Raw genomic sequence first — 15,955 nt, 5'->3', positions numbered from 1 at the left:
AAGTGTGATAAGAGCAGAGCCCGTCGCGGAAGCAACCCCAGGCCCCCGGCCAACTGCTCGTCCCAGCCCGGCGACCCCGCCGGGCTGGGACGAGCAGTTGGCCGGGGGCCTGGAGTTCCTGCGCCGCCGGCTGATCGGCGAGTACGACACCGACGAGTTCGGCTTCGACCCCGACCTCACCGACCACGTCCTGCTCCCGGGGCTCCGGCCGTTGTTCCACCGCTGGTTCCGGGTGGAGACCCAGGGGTTGGAGAACGTGCCCGACGTCGGGGGCGCCCTGGTGGTGGCCAACCACTCGGGCACCGTGCCGGTCGACGCACTGATGACCACGGTGGCGCTGCACGACGAGCACCCGGCGGCCCGCCGGCTCCGGCTGCTCGGTGCCGACCTGGTGTTCCAGGTCCCCTTCATCGGGTCCCTGGCGCGCAAGCTGGGCGTCACCCTGGCCTGCAACGAGGACGCCGAGCGGCTGCTGTCCGGCGGAGAGTTGGTCGGGGTCTTCCCCGAGGGCTTCAAGGGCGTCGGCAAGCCGTTCCACGAGCGGTACACCCTGCAGCGGTTCGGTCGCGGCGGCTTCGTCAGCGCCGCGCTGCGCACCGGCACCCCGATCGTGCCGTGCGCGATCGTGGGGGCCGAGGAGATCTACCCGATGATCGGCAACGCCCGCACCGCCGCCCGGCTGCTCGGCCTGCCCTACTTCCCGATCACCCCGACCTTCCCGCTGCTGGGCCCGCTGGGTGCGGTCCCGCTGCCGTCGAAGTGGTTCATCGCCTTCGGTGAGCCGATCGAGACCGCGTCCTACGGGCCGGCCGCGGCCGACGACCCGATGGTCGTGTTCAACCTGACCGACCAGGTCCGCGAGACCATCCAGCACTCCCTCTACCGCCTTCTCCTCCAACGCCGCAGCGTCTTCAGCTGACAGCTGACAGCTGACAGCTGACAGCTGACAGCTGACCACCGACCACCTGGCCAGCCGACCGGACTCGACATCCGGCGCAGCCGGGCGCGACGACGGGGGCCGAAGGCCCCCAGAGGAGTGCAGGCAGCGGCTCCGCGCAGGCCGGGCACGGAACCACGACGCGGGGCAGGAGACGCGACGACGTCGCGGGCACACCGAGCGGGGGCCCGAAGGGCTCCCCGAGGTGAGCCGGCAAACGGCTCAGCGAGACCGGGGCACGGCAGTTGGCCGCGGTGTCATCCGGAGGATGACGATCAAAACGGCCAGTGGTTCCGGCGGCGCAGGGAGATGAGCCCGCCGACGACGCCGCCGGAGAGGGCGGCGACGCCCACCGTGGGCACGCCGATCTTGGCGGCCTTGCGGCCGGTCCGGTAGTCCTTGACCGTCCAGCCGCGGGAGCGGGCGACGGCGCGCAGTTCGGAGTCGGGGTTCACCGCGACCGCGGTGCCGACCAGGGTCAGCATGGGCAGGTCGTTGGTCGAGTCGCTGTAGGCGGTGCAGCGGGCCAGGTCGAGGCCCTCCCGCTCGGCGATCGCCCGGACGGCCTGTGCCTTGGACTCCCCGTGCATCATCTCGCCCACCAGCCGGCCGGTGTAGCGGCCGTCGACGATCTCGGAGACGGTGCCCAGCGCGCCGGTCAGGCCGAGTCGGTGGGCGATGATCGAGGCGAGCTCGACCGGGGTGGCGGTGACCAGCCAGACCCGCTGGCCGGCGTCCAGGTGCTGCTGGGCGAGGTTGCGGGTGCCCGACCAGATGCGGTCGGCCATCAGCTCGTCGTAGATCTCCTCGCTGGCGTCGACGATCTCCTGCACCTCGCGGCCGGCGACGAACGCCAGGGCGTTGTCCCGGACGGTGTGCATGTCGGTCGCGCTCTCGCTCCCGGCGACCCGGAACTTGGCCTGCTGCCAGACGAACGAGGCGACGTCGCGGCTGGTGAAGTACTTGCGGGCGGCCAGGCCGCGGGCGAACCAGAAGAGCGAGGCGCCCATCATCATCGTGTTGTCGACGTCGAAGAACGCCGCTGCCGTGCGGTCGGGCGCGGGGGCGGTGGCCTCGGTCTCCGCCGCGGCGGCCGAGGCGGCGCCGGCGACGAGCGCGCGGGCCTCGTCGTCCTCCAGCTCGACCGGGGTGCGCGCCCTGCGGCCTCGGAAGGGCACTCGGACCATCCCGCACCACCTCCCCGGTGTCGCTCCGACCGGTACGTCGTCGACCGCCACCTCGCTGACCGTCACCGCGACCCTATCGCCGGGTCACCCGCCCGTGGCCGGTCCGTCGGGCAGCAGTGCGGCCAGTCGGCGCACCGCCCGGTGCTGCAGCGCCTTCACCGCGCCGTCCTTGCGGCCCATGGCCGTGGCCGTCTCCGCCACCGACAGCCCCTGGAAGAAGCGCAGCACCACGCACTGCCGCTGGTCGGCGGACAGCAGTCGGACGCCGGCCAGCAGGTCCACGTTCGCCAACCGCTGCAGCACGGCGTCCTCGGGGCCGTCGGTCGCCCGGTCCGCGTCCCGCATGTCGGCGGTGAGGACCTCCAGGCGGTGGCGGCCGCTCTTGACGTGGTCCAGTGCGATGTTGCGGGCGATGCTGATCAGCCAGGCTCCGACGTCCCGCCCCTGGAACGTGAGGGAGTCGATCCGGCGCAGGGCGCGCGCGAACGTCTCGCTGGTGAGGTCCTCCGCCGTGGCCTGGTCGGCGACCCGGCGGGACAGGTAACGGTGGACGACGTCGGCGTACCGGTCGTAGAGCTCCCCGAACCCGTCCGCGTCACCGGCCTGCGCCCGGCCCACGAGCGCCCAGACCTCGGCCTCGGCCGGGGTCGGGTCGCCACCCCGGCGCGGCCGGGGGACGACCTGCGCTGGCGTCGGGGACGCGACGGCCGGCGACGTGACGGCCGGGGACGCGATGGATGGGGACGCGATGGATGGGAGGCGGGTCATGCCGCTGTCGGACCTCCTCACATCCCTGCCGAGCCGAGCTGCTCGGGCGCCACGCAGCCACGGACGGTGCGGTCCGCCGCTCATGGTGACAACATCGTGCCGCTGCGTCCACGTCCCCGCCGTCCGAGACGGCTGCTGCCCTGCGGAGGTCCGTCGTGCCGGTCGAACGAGAGCCGCACGAGCAGGACGGACGCGAGCAGGACGGTCTCGTGCAGGACGGCGCGGTGCGCTCCTTCTCCGCACTCGTCCGCCGTGCGGCCGCGGGCCACGGCAACGCGCCGGCGCTGGTCCACGGCGAACGCCGGCTGACCTGGTCGGAGGTCGACGCACTGACCGACCGGGCGGCCGCCGGGTACCTCGAGCGCGGACTGCACACCGGTGACCGGGTGGCGGTGCAGCTGCCCAACGGCGTGGACTGGGTGGTCGCGGTGATGGGTGCGCTGCGGGCCGGGCTGGTCGTCGTCCCGGTCAACACCGCCTACACCGACCCGGAGGTCACCCACCTGCTCGCCGACTCCGGTGCCCGGCTGCTCGTGGTGGCGGGGGAGCGGCCCGAGCTGGTCGGCGTCCCGGTGTGCGTGGGGCCCCCGGCAGCCGACGGCCCGCCGCCGGCCGACCCGGACGACCCCGACGCGCTGGCCCTGCTGGCCTACACCAGCGGCACCACCGGGCGGCCCCGCGGCGCGATGCTCACCCACGCCGCGCTGCTGGCCAACCAGCAGCAGTGCCTGGCGCTCCAGCCGCCGCCGGTGCGCACCGGCGACCGGGTGCTGCTGACCCTGCCGCTGTTCCACGTCTACGGCTTCAACAGCGGCTGGGGCCTGGTCGCGGCCACCGGTGCCTGTGCGGTGCTGCTGGACGAGTTCGACCCGGCGGGGTCCCTGGCGCTCATGGCCGCCGAGGAGGTGTCGGCGGTGCCGGGTGCCCCGCCGATGTACGCCGCCTGGCTGGCGGTGGCCGACGCGGCGGGCAGTGACGCCGTGCTCCGCCGCGGGTTCGCCGCCGTGCGCACGGCCAGCTGCGGAGCCGCGCCGATGCCCGGTGCGCTCTTCGAGGCCATGCGCACCCGTGCCGCGGTGACGGTCTGGGAGGGCTACGGGCTGACCGAGGCCGCCCCGGTGCTGGCCAGCACACTGGCGACCGGGCGGGCGAAGCCGGAGTGCATCGGCGGTCCGCTGCCCGGTGTGGAGCTGGTGCTGCGGGACACCGCGGGCGGGCCGACCGCCGGGCCGGACCCGGGCAGCCGGGTGCGGGCCGACGTCTGGGGCGACCCGTTCGGCGACGAGGACGCCGACGGCGAGACCGGGGAGATCTGCGTGCGCGGCCCCAACCTGTTCGGCGGCTACTGGCCCGACGGGGCCGACGGCCCGGACGCCGACGGCTGGCTGCTCACCGGCGACATCGCCTACCGCGACGCCCAGGGCGACCTCAAGCTGGTCGACCGGCGCCGGGACCTGGTGCTGGTCAGCGGCTTCAACGTCTACCCGGGCGAGGTGGAGCGGGTGCTGGCCGAGCACCCCGGGGTGGTCGAGAGCGCGGTGATCGGCGTGCCGGACCAGCGCAGCGGCGAGGCGGTGCACGCCGTCGTCGTCCGCACCCCCGGCGCGGAGGTGACGGAGGAGCAGTTGCGCGAGCACGCCGGCCGGTCGCTGGCCCGGTTCAAGGTCCCGGTGGCCGTCCACTTCGTCCCCGAGCTGCCGCACTCCCTGGCCGGCAAGGTCAGCCGGGCCCGGCTCCGCGAGCTCGGGCTGGAGCGGGCCGCGGCCGCGGCGGACGCCGAGCCGTCGGCGGCGGGGGAGGCCTCCGATGACTGAGCCGGGGCCCCGGCTGGAGCTGCTGACCCGCGAGGGCTGTCACCTGTGCGTCATCGCCGCGGAGACGCTGACCCGGATCGCCGGGGAGGCACGCCTCGGCGTCTCGCTGGTCGACGTCGACACCGATCCGGAGCTGCGGATCGAGTACGGCGACCGGGTGCCGGTGGTCCTGCTCGACGGCCGGGAGCACAGCCACTTCACCGTCGACGTCCCGCGGCTGCGCCGCGACCTGGGCATCCCCGCACCCCACTGACCCGCCCCGAGCGGGACGTCGTCGGCGGCCGGTGAGATGCTGGGGCACCCGTCCGGGGGTCCTCGGGGCGTGGTCCTCGACACAGCGGGCGCCCGCCACCTGCGCGGACGCCCTCGGCGACTTTGTTCAGGCGTTCACAAGCGGTTACCGTGGCGTTTGCCGGGCGCCGACGTGCCCGTCTCCCTGACCTGTCTGAGTCCTCCCGATCGTCCCCGGTCCGCCCGGGAGTGCGTTCGGATCGCTGTGGAGTCTGCCCGTGCCCCAGTCGCGGCCCCGGATCATCCCGGAGGCCACCGTTGCCCGGTTGGCCGTGTACCTGAGGGTGCTGGCCGGCCTCGCCGACGGCGGTCGCAGTCACGTCTCCTCCGGGGAGCTCGCCTCGGCGGCCGGGGTGAACCCCGCCGGTCTCCGCAAGGACCTGTCCTACCTCGGTCCCTGTGGCGTCCGCGGGGTCGGCTACTCGGTCTCGGGCCTGCGGGACCGGCTCACCGACGCCCTCGGCGGGGAGCGCTCCCGACCCTGCGTGCTCATCGGGATCGGCCGGCTGGGGTCGGCACTGGCCGACTACGCCGGGTTCGCCAGCCGGGGCTTCGAGTTCGTCGGCCTGCTCGACACCGACCCCGCGACGGTCGGGCACCGGGTCGGCGGCCTCCAGGTCCGCCCGGTCCAGGAGCTGGAGGCCGTCGTCGCCGAGACCCACGCGACGATCGGCGTCATCACGACACCGGCCGAGGTGGCCCAGTCGGTCTGCGACCGACTGGTCTCGGTCGGGGTGAGGAGCATCTTGAACTTCGCGCCGGTGGCGTTGACGGTCCCTGCGGGTGTCGACGTCCGCAAGGTCGACCTGTCCGTGGAGCTGCAGGTGCTGGCCTTCCTGGACCAGCAGCGCGACGGGACGCCGCCGCTGCTGGCCCCGGTGCGGCCCGCCCAGGGGGTCGCCCGATGAGCCTGCTCGCGGTCGGCATCAGCCACCAGACGGCGCCGGTGGCCCTGCTCGAGCAGGTGAGCATGACCGGCGACGACAAGGTCAAGACCCTGCACGAGCTGGTCGAGAGCGACCACGTCTCCGAGGCCATCGTGCTGGCCACCTGCAACCGGATCGAGGTGTTCGCCGAGGTCGACCGCTTCCACGGCGGGATCACCGACGTCAGCCGGGTGCTCGCCCGGCACGCCGGCGCGACGGTGGAGGAGCTCTCCCCCTACGTCACCGTCTACTACGAGGACCAGGCGATCGGGCACCTGTGCACCGTCGCCGCCGGCCTGGACTCGATGGTCGTCGGTGAGACCCAGGTGCTCGGGCAACTGCGCGCCGCCTACGCCCTCGCCCAGGAGGAGGGCACGGTCGGGCGCGAGCTGCACCCGATCGCCCAGCGGGCGCTGCGCGTGGGCAAGCGCGTGCACGCCGAGACCGGCATCGACCGGGCCGGCGCGTCCTTGGTCTCGGTCGCCCTGGACCGGGTCTCGGAGACCCTCGGTGAGCTCGCCGACCGCCCGGTGCTGGTGGTCGGTGCCGGGTCGATGGGCGCCCTGGCCGCGACCACCCTGGCCCGCCGGGGCGCGGCGGTCACCGTCAGCAGCCGGACGCCGGCCAGCGCCGCCCGCCTGGCCGAGTCGATCGGCGGCCGGCAGGCCGACCTCGAGCAGCTGCCCGCCGAGCTCGCCGCGGCCGACGTCCTGGTCACCTGCACCGGCGCCACCGGCACCGTCATCGGCACCGACCTGGTCGAGGAGGCCCTCCTCGGGCGGGCCGGGCGACCGTTGGTGATCGTCGACCTCGCGCTCCCGCGCGACGTCGACGCCTCGGTCGGCGGCCTGCCCGGCGTGCACGTCGTGGACCTGGCGATGCTGCAGGGGGAGCGCGCCGCGCACCCCGGCCAGCCGGTGGCCGGCTCCGTCGCCGCCGACGACATCGCCGCCGCGCACGCCCTGGTCGAGCTGGAGACCTCGCTGCTGCGCGCCGAGCGGCAGGCCGCCGCGGTGGCCCCGACCGTCTCGGCGCTGCGCAGCCAGGCCGCCGAGGTGGTCGACGCCGAGCTGCTGCGGCTGTCCACGCGCCTGCCCGACCTGGACGCCAAGGCGCGCAGCGAGATCGCCCGCACCGTCCGCCGGGTGGTCGACAAGCTGCTGCACGAGCCCACCGTCCGGGTGAAGGAGCTGGCCGGTGCCCCCGGCGGCACCGACTACGCCGACGCGCTGCGTGCGCTGTTCGGGCTGGGGCTGTCCGGTGTCACCGACGGGGAGCGCACCAGCCTCTCCGACGCGGTCACCGTCGACCCCGAGCTGCCGGCCGGCACCCCGCTGTCGGCGCTGGACCCGCGGATCGACGCCACCCGCGACGGGCGCACCGGGGGTGCCGCGTGACCGGCGTGGAGTCGCCGCTGCGGCTGGGCACCCGGGCGAGGCAGCTGGCGCTGACCCAGGCCCAGCCCGTCGCCGACGCGCTCACCGCAGCCACCCGCGTGCCCGTCGTGCTGGTGCACATCAGCACCTACGGCGACCGGTCCACCGAGGCGATCAACCAGCTCGGCGGCACCGGGGTCTTCGTCACCGCCCTGCGCGACGCGCTGCAGCAGGGCACGGTCGACCTCGCCGTCCACAGCTTCAAGGACCTGCCGACCTCGCCGAGCCCCGGCCTGACCGTGGCCGCCGTCCCGCCGCGGCAGGACCCCCGCGACGTGCTCGTCGCCCGCGACGGCCTCAGCCTCGGGGAGCTGCCCGCCGGTTCCCGGATCGGCACCGGCGCCCCCCGCCGGGTGGCCCAGTTGCGCGCCCTGGGTCTCGGCCTGGAGATCGTGCCGATCCGCGGCAACGTCGACACCCGGATGGGCCGGGTCACCTCCGGCGATCTGGACGCCGTCGCTGCCGTCGAGGGCGGTGACCGACGCGCGCAGGTAGAGCTCCGCGGCGCCGTCCTCGCCCTCGGCGAGCTCGGCGTGTGCGGCCACCGGGGCGCTGCACCCGGCCTCCAGCGCGGCGAGCACCGCACGCTCGGCTGCCACGCAGGCCCGGGCCGCGGGGTCGTCGAGCACGGCGAGCAGGTCACGCACGCGGGTGTCGTCGGCGCGGCACTCCACGGCGAGGGCACCCTGCGCCGGGGCGGGGAGCACCTGGATCGGGTCGAGCACCTCGGTCACCGCCGACAGCCGGTCCAGCCGGGCCAGACCGGCCCGGGCCAGGACGACGGCGTCCAGATCGCCGGAGGTGACCCGGCCCATCCGGGTGTCGACGTTGCCGCGGATCGGCACGATCTCCAGGCCGAGACCCAGGGCGCGCAACTGGGCCACCCGGCGGGGGGCGCCGGTGCCGATCCGGGAACCGGCGGGCAGCTCCCCGAGGCTGAGGCCGTCGCGGGCGACGAGCACGTCGCGGGGGTCCTGCCGCGGCGGGACGGCGGCCACGGTCAGGCCGGGGCTCGGCGAGGTCGGCAGGTCCTTGAAGCTGTGGACGGCGAGGTCGACCGTGCCCTGCTGCAGCGCGTCGCGCAGGGCGGTGACGAAGACCCCGGTGCCGCCGAGCTGGTTGATCGCCTCGGTGGACCGGTCGCCGTAGGTGCTGATGTGCACCAGCTCGACCGGCACGCCGGTGGCCGCGGTGAGCGCGTCGGCGACGTGCTGGGACTGGGTCAGCGCCAGCTGGCTCGCCCGGGTGCCCAGCCGCAGCGGCGACTCCACGCCGGTCACGCGGCACCCCCGGTGCGCCCGTCGCGGGTGGCGTCGATCCGCGGGTCCAGCGCCGACAGCGGGGTGCCGGCCGGCAGCTCGGGGTCGACGGTGACCGCGTCGGAGAGGCTGGTGCGCTCCCCGTCGGTGACACCGGACAGCCCCAGCCCGAACAGCGCACGCAGCGCGTCGGCGTAGTCGGTGCCGCCGGGGGCACCGGCCAGCTCCTTCACCCGGACGGTGGGCTCGTGCAGCAGCTTGTCGACCACCCGGCGGACGGTGCGGGCGATCTCGCTGCGCGCCTTGGCGTCCAGGTCGGGCAGGCGCGTGGACAGCCGCAGCAGCTCGGCGTCGACCACCTCGGCGGCCTGGCTGCGCAGCGCCGAGACGGTCGGGGCCACCGCGGCGGCCTGCCGCTCGGCGCGCAGCAGCGAGGTCTCCAGCTCGACCAGGGCGTGCGCGGCGGCGATGTCGTCGGCGGCGACGGAGCCGGCCACCGGCTGGCCGGGGTGCGCGGCGCGCTCCCCCTGCAGCATCGCCAGGTCCACGACGTGCACGCCGGGCAGGCCGCCGACCGAGGCGTCGACGTCGCGCGGGAGCGCGAGGTCGACGATCACCAACGGTCGCCCGGCCCGCCCGAGGAGGGCCTCCTCGACCAGGTCGGTGCCGATGACGGTGCCGGTGGCGCCGGTGCAGGTGACCAGGACGTCGGCCGCGGCGAGCTCGGCGGGCAGCTGCTCGAGGTCGGCCTGCCGGCCGCCGATCGACTCGGCCAGGCGGGCGGCGCTGGCCGGCGTCCGGCTGCTGACGGTGACCGCCGCGCCCCGGCGGGCCAGGGTGGTCGCGGCCAGGGCGCCCATCGACCCGGCACCGACCACCAGCACCGGGCGGTCGGCGAGCTCACCGAGGGTCTCCGAGACCCGGTCCAGGGCGACCGAGACCAAGGACGCGCCGGCCCGGTCGATGCCGGTCTCGGCGTGCACGCGCTTGCCCACGCGCAGCGCCCGCTGGGCGATCGGGTGCAGCTCGCGCCCGACCGTGCCCTCCTCCTGGGCGAGGGCGTAGGCGGCGCGCAGTTGCCCGAGCACCTGGGTCTCACCGACGACCATCGAGTCCAGGCCGGCGGCGACGGTGCACAGGTGCCCGATCGCCTGGTCCTCGTAGTAGACGGTGACGTAGGGGGAGAGCTCCTCCACCGTCGCGCCGGCGTGCCGGGCGAGCACCCGGCTGACGTCGGTGATCCCGCCGTGGAAGCGGTCGACCTCGGCGAACACCTCGATCCGGTTGCAGGTGGCCAGCACGATGGCCTCGGAGACGTGGTCGCTCTCGACCAGCTCGTGCAGGGTCTTGACCTTGTCGTCGCCGGTCATGCTCACCTGCTCGAGCAGGGCCACCGGCGCCGTCTGGTGGCTGATGCCGACCGCGAGCAGGCTCATCGGGCGACCCCCTGGGCGGGCCGCACCGGGGCCAGCAGCGGCGGCGTCCCGTCGCGCTGCTGGTCCAGGAAGGCCAGCACCTGCAGCTCCACGGACAGGTCGACCTTGCGGACGTCGACACCCGCAGGGACCGTCAACGCCACCGGCGCGAAGTTCAAGATGCTCCTCACCCCGACCGAGACCAGTCGGTCGCAGACCGACTGGGCCACCTCGGCCGGTGTCGTGATGACGCCGATCGTCGCGTGGGTCTCGGCGACGACGGCCTCCAGCTCCTGGACCGGGCGGACCTGGAGGCCGCCGACCCGGTGCCCGACCGTCGCGGGGTCGGTGTCGAGCAGGCCGACGAACTCGAAGCCCCGGCTGGCGAACCCGGCGTAGTCGGCCAGTGCCGACCCCAGCCGGCCGATCCCGATGAGCACGCAGGGTCGGGAGCGCTCCCCGCCGAGGGCGTCGGTGAGCCGGTCCCGCAGGCCCGAGACCGAGTAGCCGACCCCGCGGACGCCACAGGGACCGAGGTAGGACAGGTCCTTGCGGAGACCGGCGGGGTTCACCCCGGCCGCCGAGGCGAGCTCCCCGGAGGAGACGTGACTGCGACCGCCGTCGGCGAGGCCGGCCAGCACCCTCAGGTACACGGCCAACCGGGCAACGGTGGCCTCCGGGATGATCCGGGGCCGCGACTGGGGCACGGGCAGACTCCACAGCGATCCGAACGCACTCCCGGGCGGACCGGGGACGATCGGGAGGACTCAGACAGGTCAGGGAGACGGGCACGTCGGCGCCCGGCAAACGCCACGGTAACCGCTTGTGAACGCCTGAACAAAGTCGCCGAGGGCGTCCGCGCAGGTGGCGGGCGCCCGCTGTGTCGAGGACCACGCCCCGAGGACCCCCGGACGGGTGCCCCAGCATCTCACCGGCCGCCGACGACGTCCCGCTCGGGGCGGGTCAGTGGGGTGCGGGGATGCCCAGGTCGCGGCGCAGCCGCGGGACGTCGACGGTGAAGTGGCTGTGCTCCCGGCCGTCGAGCAGGACCACCGGCACCCGGTCGCCGTACTCGATCCGCAGCTCCGGATCGGTGTCGACGTCGACCAGCGAGACGCCGAGGCGTGCCTCCCCGGCGATCCGGGTCAGCGTCTCCGCGGCGATGACGCACAGGTGACAGCCCTCGCGGGTCAGCAGCTCCAGCCGGGGCCCCGGCTCAGTCATCGGAGGCCTCCCCCGCCGCCGACGGCTCGGCGTCCGCCGCGGCCGCGGCCCGCTCCAGCCCGAGCTCGCGGAGCCGGGCCCGGCTGACCTTGCCGGCCAGGGAGTGCGGCAGCTCGGGGACGAAGTGGACGGCCACCGGGACCTTGAACCGGGCCAGCGACCGGCCGGCGTGCTCGCGCAACTGCTCCTCCGTCACCTCCGCGCCGGGGGTGCGGACGACGACGGCGTGCACCGCCTCGCCGCTGCGCTGGTCCGGCACGCCGATCACCGCGCTCTCGACCACCCCGGGGTGCTCGGCCAGCACCCGCTCCACCTCGCCCGGGTAGACGTTGAAGCCGCTGACCAGCACCAGGTCCCGGCGCCGGTCGACCAGCTTGAGGTCGCCCTGGGCGTCGCGGTAGGCGATGTCGCCGGTGAGCAGCCAGCCGTCGGCGTCCGGGCCGTCGGCCCCGTCGGGCCAGTAGCCGCCGAACAGGTTGGGGCCGCGCACGCAGATCTCCCCGGTCTCGCCGTCGGCGTCCTCGTCGCCGAACGGGTCGCCCCAGACGTCGGCCCGCACCCGGCTGCCCGGGTCCGGCCCGGCGGTCGGCCCGCCCGCGGTGTCCCGCAGCACCAGCTCCACACCGGGCAGCGGACCGCCGATGCACTCCGGCTTCGCCCGCCCGGTCGCCAGTGTGCTGGCCAGCACCGGGGCGGCCTCGGTCAGCCCGTAGCCCTCCCAGACCGTCACCGCGGCACGGGTGCGCATGGCCTCGAAGAGCGCACCGGGCATCGGCGCGGCTCCGCAGCTGGCCGTGCGCACGGCGGCGAACCCGCGGCGGAGCACGGCGTCACTGCCCGCCGCGTCGGCCACCGCCAGCCAGGCGGCGTACATCGGCGGGGCACCCGGCACCGCCGACACCTCCTCGGCGGCCATGAGCGCCAGGGACCCCGCCGGGTCGAACTCGTCCAGCAGCACCGCACAGGCACCGGTGGCCGCGACCAGGCCCCAGCCGCTGTTGAAGCCGTAGACGTGGAACAGCGGCAGGGTCAGCAGCACCCGGTCGCCGGTGCGCACCGGCGGCGGCTGGAGCGCCAGGCACTGCTGCTGGTTGGCCAGCAGCGCGGCGTGGGTGAGCATCGCGCCGCGGGGCCGCCCGGTGGTGCCGCTGGTGTAGGCCAGCAGGGCCAGCGCGTCGGGGTCGTCCGGGTCGGCCGGCGGCGGGCCGTCGGCTGCCGGGGGCCCCACGCACACCGGGACGCCGACCAGCTCGGGCCGCTCCCCCGCCACCACGAGCAGCCGGGCACCGGAGTCGGCGAGCAGGTGGGTGACCTCCGGGTCGGTGTAGGCGGTGTTGACCGGGACGACGACCAGCCCGGCCCGCAGCGCACCCATCACCGCGACCACCCAGTCCACGCCGTTGGGCAGCTGCACCGCCACCCGGTCACCGGTGTGCAGTCCGCGCTCGAGGTACCCGGCGGCCGCCCGGTCGGTCAGTGCGTCGACCTCCGACCAGGTCAGCCGGCGTTCGCCGTGGACCAGCGCCGGCGCGTTGCCGTGGCCCGCGGCCGCACGGCGGACGAGTGCGGAGAAGGAGCGCACCGCGCCGTCCTGCACGAGACCGTCCTGCTCGCGTCCGTCCTGCTCGTGCGGCTCTCGTTCGACCGGCACGACGGACCTCCGCAGGGCAGCAGCCGTCTCGGACGGCGGGGACGTGGACGCAGCGGCACGATGTTGTCACCATGAGCGGCGGACCGCACCGTCCGTGGCTGCGTGGCGCCCGAGCAGCTCGGCTCGGCAGGGATGTGAGGAGGTCCGACAGCGGCATGACCCGCCTCCCATCCATCGCGTCCCCATCCATCGCGTCCCCGGCCGTCACGTCGCCGGCCGTCGCGTCCCCGACGCCAGCGCAGGTCGTCCCCCGGCCGCGCCGGGGTGGCGACCCGACCCCGGCCGAGGCCGAGGTCTGGGCGCTCGTGGGCCGGGCGCAGGCCGGTGACGCGGACGGGTTCGGGGAGCTCTACGACCGGTACGCCGACGTCGTCCACCGTTACCTGTCCCGCCGGGTCGCCGACCAGGCCACGGCGGAGGACCTCACCAGCGAGACGTTCGCGCGCGCCCTGCGCCGGATCGACTCCCTCACGTTCCAGGGGCGGGACGTCGGAGCCTGGCTGATCAGCATCGCCCGCAACATCGCACTGGACCACGTCAAGAGCGGCCGCCACCGCCTGGAGGTCCTCACCGCCGACATGCGGGACGCGGACCGGGCGACCGACGGCCCCGAGGACGCCGTGCTGCAGCGGTTGGCGAACGTGGACCTGCTGGCCGGCGTCCGACTGCTGTCCGCCGACCAGCGGCAGTGCGTGGTGCTGCGCTTCTTCCAGGGGCTGTCGGTGGCGGAGACGGCCACGGCCATGGGCCGCAAGGACGGCGCGGTGAAGGCGCTGCAGCACCGGGCGGTGCGCCGACTGGCCGCACTGCTGCCCGACGGACCGGCCACGGGCGGGTGACCCGGCGATAGGGTCGCGGTGACGGTCAGCGAGGTGGCGGTCGACGACGTACCGGTCGGAGCGACACCGGGGAGGTGGTGCGGGATGGTCCGAGTGCCCTTCCGAGGCCGCAGGGCGCGCACCCCGGTCGAGCTGGAGGACGACGAGGCCCGCGCGCTCGTCGCCGGCGCCGCCTCGGCCGCCGCGGCGGAGACCGAGGCCACCGCCCCCGCGCCCGACCGCACGGCAGCGGCGTTCTTCGACGTCGACAACACGATGATGATGGGCGCCTCGCTCTTCTGGTTCGCCCGCGGCCTGGCCGCCCGCAAGTACTTCACCAGCCGCGACGTCGCCTCGTTCGTCTGGCAGCAGGCCAAGTTCCGGGTCGCCGGGAGCGAGAGCGCGACCGACATGCACACCGTCCGGGACAACGCCCTGGCGTTCGTCGCCGGCCGCGAGGTGCAGGAGATCGTCGACGCCAGCGAGGAGATCTACGACGAGCTGATGGCCGACCGCATCTGGTCGGGCACCCGCAACCTCGCCCAGCAGCACCTGGACGCCGGCCAGCGGGTCTGGCTGGTCACCGCCACCCCGGTCGAGCTCGCCTCGATCATCGCCCACCGACTCGGCCTGACCGGCGCGCTGGGCACCGTCTCCGAGATCGTCGACGGCCGCTACACCGGCCGGCTGGTGGGCGAGATGATGCACGGGGAGTCCAAGGCACAGGCCGTCCGGGCGATCGCCGAGCGGGAGGGCCTCGACCTGGCCCGCTGCACCGCCTACAGCGACTCGACCAACGACCTGCCCATGCTGACCCTGGTCGGCACCGCGGTCGCGGTGAACCCCGACTCCGAACTGCGCGCCGTCGCCCGCTCCCGCGGCTGGACGGTCAAGGACTACCGGACCGGCCGCAAGGCCGCCAAGATCGGCGTGCCCACGGTGGGCGTCGCCGCCCTCTCCGGCGGCGTCGTCGGCGGGCTCATCTCCCTGCGCCGCCGGAACCACTGGCCGTTTTGATCGTCATCCTCCGGATGACACCGCGGCCAACTGCCGTGCCCCGGTCTCGCTGAGCCGTTTGCCGGCTCACCTCGGGGAGCCCTTCGGGCCCCCGCTCGGTGTGCCCGCGACGTCGTCGCGTCTCCTGCCCCGCGTCGTGGTTCCGTGCCCGGCCTGCGCGGAGCCGCTGCCTGCACTCCTCTGGGGGCCTTCGGCCCCCGTCGTCGCGCCCGGCTGCGCCGGATGTCGAGTCCGGTCGGCTGGCCAGGTGGTCGGTGGTCAGCTGTCAGCTGTCAGCTGTCAGCTGTCAGCTGTCAGCTGAAGACGCTGCGGCGTTGGAGGAGAAGGCGGTAGAGGGAGTGCTGGATGGTCTCGCGGACCTGGTCGGTCAGGTTGAACACGACCATCGGGTCGTCGGCCGCGGCCGGCCCGTAGGACGCGGTCTCGATCGGCTCACCGAAGGCGATGAACCACTTCGACGGCAGCGGGACCGCACCCAGCGGGCCCAGCAGCGGGAAGGTCGGGGTGATCGGGAAGTAGGGCAGGCCGAGCAGCCGGGCGGCGGTGCGGGCGTTGCCGATCATCGGGTAGATCTCCTCGGCCCCCACGATCGCGCACGGCACGATCGGGGTGCCGGTGCGCAGCGCGGCGCTGACGAAGCCGCCGCGACCGAACCGCTGCAGGGTGTACCGCTCGTGGAACGGCTTGCCGACGCCCTTGAAGCCCTCGGGGAAGACCCCGACCAACTCTCCGCCGGACAGCAGCCGCTCGGCGTCCTCGTTGCAGGCCAGGGTGACGCCCAGCTTGCGCGCCAGGGACCCGATGAAGGGGACCTGGAACACCAGGTCGGCACCGAGCAGCCGGAGCCGGCGGGCCGCCGGGTGCTCGTCGTGCAGCGCCACCGTGGTCATCAGTGCGTCGACCGGCACGGTGCCCGAGTGGTTGGCCACCACCAGGGCGCCCCCGACGTCGGGCACGTTCTCCAACCCCTGGGTCTCCACCCGGAACCAGCGGTGGAACAACGGCCGGAGCCCCGGGAGCAGGACGTGGTCGGTGAGGTCGGGGTCGAAGCCGAACTCGTCGGTGTCGTACTCGCCGATCAGCCGGCGGCGCAGGAACTCCAGGCCCCCGGCCAACTGCTCGTCCCAGCCCGGCGGGGTCGCCGGGCTGGGACGAGCAGTTGGCCGGGGGCCTGGGGTTGCTTCCGCGACGGGCTCTGCTCTTATCACACTT

General features: G+C 74.8%; 14 protein-coding genes and 2 pseudogenes. 8 read left to right on the top strand and 8 right to left on the bottom strand.

Translation table 11 applies throughout. The annotated features are described in order from the left end of the window. Positions 1-4: 4 nt before the first annotated feature. On the top strand, positions 5-919 hold the full coding sequence (locus tag G5C62_RS19780; RefSeq protein WP_241176009.1) for a lysophospholipid acyltransferase family protein: 915 nt from the start codon (positions 5-7) through the stop codon (positions 917-919). Between the two features lie 293 nt (positions 920-1,212). On the opposite strand, the gene G5C62_RS19775 is transcribed toward G5C62_RS19780, so the two are convergent. Together G5C62_RS19775 and G5C62_RS19770 are read right to left on the bottom strand one after the other, a co-directional pair. Continuing rightward, the gene (locus G5C62_RS19775) at positions 1,213-2,124 is read right to left on the bottom strand and encodes an HAD family phosphatase (protein ID WP_164702353.1); all 912 of its coding nucleotides are present in this window, start codon (positions 2,122-2,124) and stop codon (positions 1,213-1,215) included. 84 nt (positions 2,125-2,208) lie between these two features. Further along, positions 2,209-2,892, bottom strand: a complete 684-nt coding sequence (locus tag G5C62_RS19770; RefSeq protein WP_206330741.1) for a sigma-70 family RNA polymerase sigma factor — start codon at positions 2,890-2,892, stop codon at positions 2,209-2,211. A gap of 155 nt (positions 2,893-3,047) precedes the next feature. Here G5C62_RS19770 and G5C62_RS19765 point away from each other — a divergent pair, with 155 nt between their 5' ends. From G5C62_RS19765 to G5C62_RS19745, 5 genes and pseudogenes are all read left to right on the top strand, one after another. Continuing rightward, the gene (locus G5C62_RS19765; protein ID WP_241176008.1) at positions 3,048-4,706 is read left to right on the top strand and encodes a class I adenylate-forming enzyme family protein; all 1,659 of its coding nucleotides are present in this window, start codon (positions 3,048-3,050) and stop codon (positions 4,704-4,706) included. Then, entirely contained in the window at positions 4,699-4,959 is a 261-nt protein-coding gene (locus G5C62_RS19760) for a glutaredoxin family protein (RefSeq protein WP_164702355.1), read from the top strand. Before G5C62_RS19765 ends, G5C62_RS19760 begins: the two co-directional genes overlap by 8 nt. A gap of 256 nt (positions 4,960-5,215) precedes the next feature. Beyond that, positions 5,216-5,905 (top strand): redox-sensing transcriptional repressor Rex, encoded by a 690-nt coding sequence (locus tag G5C62_RS19755; protein WP_164702356.1) that lies wholly within the window; start codon positions 5,216-5,218, stop codon positions 5,903-5,905. Further along, positions 5,902-7,320, top strand: a complete 1,419-nt coding sequence (locus tag G5C62_RS19750; RefSeq protein ID WP_052090565.1) for a glutamyl-tRNA reductase — start codon at positions 5,902-5,904, stop codon at positions 7,318-7,320. Before G5C62_RS19755 ends, G5C62_RS19750 begins: the two co-directional genes overlap by 4 nt. Next, positions 7,317-7,790: pseudogene (locus G5C62_RS19745) on the top strand (hydroxymethylbilane synthase); the annotation flags it as partial. The gene G5C62_RS19750 and the pseudogene G5C62_RS19745, both read left to right, overlap by 4 nt. A gap of 78 nt (positions 7,791-7,868) precedes the next feature. Here G5C62_RS19745 and hemC read toward each other — a convergent pair. From hemC to G5C62_RS19720, 5 genes and pseudogenes are all read right to left on the bottom strand, one after another. Further along, positions 7,869-8,630, bottom strand: a pseudogene (gene hemC / locus G5C62_RS19740) (hydroxymethylbilane synthase); the annotation flags it as partial. Positions 8,631-8,635: 5 nt separating this feature from the next. Beyond that, complete coding sequence (locus G5C62_RS19735; protein ID WP_052090565.1) at positions 8,636-10,054, bottom strand: glutamyl-tRNA reductase; 1,419 nt, start codon at positions 10,052-10,054, stop codon at positions 8,636-8,638. Next, on the bottom strand, positions 10,051-10,740 hold the full coding sequence (locus tag G5C62_RS19730; RefSeq protein ID WP_164702356.1) for a redox-sensing transcriptional repressor Rex: 690 nt from the start codon (positions 10,738-10,740) through the stop codon (positions 10,051-10,053). Before G5C62_RS19730 ends, G5C62_RS19735 begins: the two co-directional genes overlap by 4 nt. Before the next feature lie 256 nt (positions 10,741-10,996). Next, the gene (locus G5C62_RS19725) at positions 10,997-11,257 is read right to left on the bottom strand and encodes a glutaredoxin family protein (protein ID WP_164702355.1); all 261 of its coding nucleotides are present in this window, start codon (positions 11,255-11,257) and stop codon (positions 10,997-10,999) included. After that, positions 11,250-12,908 carry a class I adenylate-forming enzyme family protein gene (locus G5C62_RS19720; protein ID WP_241176008.1) on the bottom strand — a complete coding sequence of 553 codons (1,659 nt, stop codon included), beginning with the start codon at positions 12,906-12,908 and terminating at the stop codon, positions 11,250-11,252. The genes G5C62_RS19725 and G5C62_RS19720 overlap by 8 nt, the downstream gene beginning before the upstream one ends. 155 nt (positions 12,909-13,063) lie before the next feature. On the opposite strand from G5C62_RS19720, the gene G5C62_RS19715 reads away from it, so the two are divergent. Continuing rightward, entirely contained in the window at positions 13,064-13,747 is a 684-nt protein-coding gene (locus G5C62_RS19715) for a sigma-70 family RNA polymerase sigma factor (protein ID WP_206330741.1), read from the top strand. Positions 13,748-13,831: 84 nt separating this feature from the next. Next, positions 13,832-14,743, top strand: coding sequence for an HAD family phosphatase (locus G5C62_RS19710; protein ID WP_164702353.1), 912 nt, complete (start codon positions 13,832-13,834; stop codon positions 14,741-14,743). Between the two features lie 293 nt (positions 14,744-15,036). Here G5C62_RS19710 and G5C62_RS19705 read toward each other — a convergent pair whose 3' ends face one another. Next, positions 15,037-15,858, bottom strand: a complete 822-nt coding sequence (locus tag G5C62_RS19705) for a lysophospholipid acyltransferase family protein (protein ID WP_241176007.1) — start codon at positions 15,856-15,858, stop codon at positions 15,037-15,039. Between the last annotated feature and the right edge of the window lie 97 nt (positions 15,859-15,955).

The sequence above is a fragment of the Modestobacter sp. KNN46-3 genome, from assembly GCF_011039295.1.
The sequence above is the reverse complement of the archived record's forward strand: the minus strand, read 5'-3'. Positions and strand labels throughout refer to the sequence as shown.

Coding starts and splice junctions, on each gene's coding strand:
- G5C62_RS19775 (WP_164702353.1), bottom strand. CDS start 2,124: ATGGTCCGAGTGCCCTTCCGAGGCCGCAGGGCGCGCACCCCGGTCGAG.
- G5C62_RS19770 (WP_206330741.1), bottom strand. CDS start 2,892: ATGACCCGCCTCCCATCCATCGCGTCCCCATCCATCGCGTCCCCGGCC.
- G5C62_RS19760 (WP_164702355.1), top strand. CDS start 4,699: ATGACTGAGCCGGGGCCCCGGCTGGAGCTGCTGACCCGCGAGGGCTGT.
- G5C62_RS19750 (WP_052090565.1), top strand. CDS start 5,902: ATGAGCCTGCTCGCGGTCGGCATCAGCCACCAGACGGCGCCGGTGGCC.
- G5C62_RS19735 (WP_052090565.1), bottom strand. CDS start 10,054: ATGAGCCTGCTCGCGGTCGGCATCAGCCACCAGACGGCGCCGGTGGCC.
- G5C62_RS19725 (WP_164702355.1), bottom strand. CDS start 11,257: ATGACTGAGCCGGGGCCCCGGCTGGAGCTGCTGACCCGCGAGGGCTGT.
- G5C62_RS19715 (WP_206330741.1), top strand. CDS start 13,064: ATGACCCGCCTCCCATCCATCGCGTCCCCATCCATCGCGTCCCCGGCC.
- G5C62_RS19710 (WP_164702353.1), top strand. CDS start 13,832: ATGGTCCGAGTGCCCTTCCGAGGCCGCAGGGCGCGCACCCCGGTCGAG.